Origin of the sequence: Quyinboa mangrovi (assembly GCF_042219825.1) — a bacterium.
GTDB lineage: Bacteria > Bacteroidota > Bacteroidia > Bacteroidales > UBA5342 > JBHJHP01.
This window is the reverse complement of record NZ_JBHJHQ010000038.1, coordinates 1-1,183: the sequence shown is the minus strand read 5'-3', so window position 1 is coordinate 1,183 and position 1,183 is coordinate 1. Positions and strand designations below refer to the sequence as shown.

Genomic DNA, 1,183 nt, shown 5'->3' with positions numbered 1-1,183 from the left:
GTATAAAAAAGAAAACTATTAGGATATATTTATTCATATTATGTAATTCCCCTTCTAATATGGTTGCACACAACGTTCCCGCGGTATGGTGTCGTGGCAGTTTCTGTCCGATAGGATAGGAACTGTCAGGACGAAAGGAGCAGGTTGCGAACGTTGAATTATTTTATTTAAAAAGTACTGCCATGCACTATGACCGCGTGTTGTGCTTAGTTTTTTATTAAATTATTCTTGTCAAATTACCAAATTTAAGAATCCATTTATTATCAATTCTCTCAAAAATAGCAAATCCAGTTTTTTCACCAATCCAATAATCAACCCTTGCAAATTTAAAATCCTTATCAAATACAATCGAAAATGGCTCTGGATAACTTAATAAATGAAAATCAAAATGCCAACCTTTACGAATAGTAACATATGGTTTTAAAAAATCCAGTCGTTTTAGAATCTGTTTATCAGTTAGTGTTTGTTGAAAGTGGTTGTTATCAAGTTCATATCTATCTGCACCCAGAAAAAGTTGGATTGCTTTTTTGTAATCATTATTCAGATAAAGTAATTTTTTGTCTGAGAAAGAAGTAAAAGGTCTAAAATCTATTATTGAATCAAGAAGTACTGAATTCATTGAACCATATCTGTCATAACCGTAATCAATCGGGAAAAATGTATCGATAAGCTTTTGTACTTTTTCATCTTCAATCGAATCAGCTTTTAGAAGTCTTTTAGCTTCCGCTCTCTTTAATGAATCGATAAAATTGTCAGGATGATAAATACAGTCCTTTATATAGAGATTTATTTGGTTGTCAATTATGAAATATTCTGAATCCCTATAAATTGAATCAAAATCGGGATTTGCCCCCAGGTCAGAAAGTTTATTAGGATTAAAAAAGGAATCAAATAAGTTATAAGCTTGTAGTAGCGTATCATTTATTTCATTCTTGTTAACCGGATAGCTTTGTTTTTGCCAAGTGGTAAAGAAGTCATTTGTTAATTCTATCGATTTTTTTTGAAATGCTTTATCTAAATCATGATACAAATCTTGCGAGAAAGCAAAATTTATAGTCAAAATCAGTCCGATTAATATGTTTGCAGTATGTTTCATAAAATTAAGCACAACGTTCCCGCGGTATGGTGTCGTGCGGTTGACTGTCCCATGAAGTGGAGACTGTCAAGCCGAAAACGACGACAT

General features: G+C 32.3%; 1 protein-coding gene. It reads right to left on the bottom strand.

The annotated features are described in order from the left end of the window. Positions 1 to 217 precede the first annotated feature (217 nt). Complete coding sequence (locus ACE1ET_RS20435; protein ID WP_375730282.1) at positions 218 to 1,096, bottom strand: hypothetical protein; 879 nt, start codon at positions 1,094 to 1,096, stop codon at positions 218 to 220. Positions 1,097 to 1,183 lie beyond the last annotated feature (87 nt).

Coding starts and splice junctions, on each gene's coding strand:
- ACE1ET_RS20435 (WP_375730282.1), bottom strand. CDS start 1,096: ATGAAACATACTGCAAACATATTAATCGGACTGATTTTGACTATAAAT.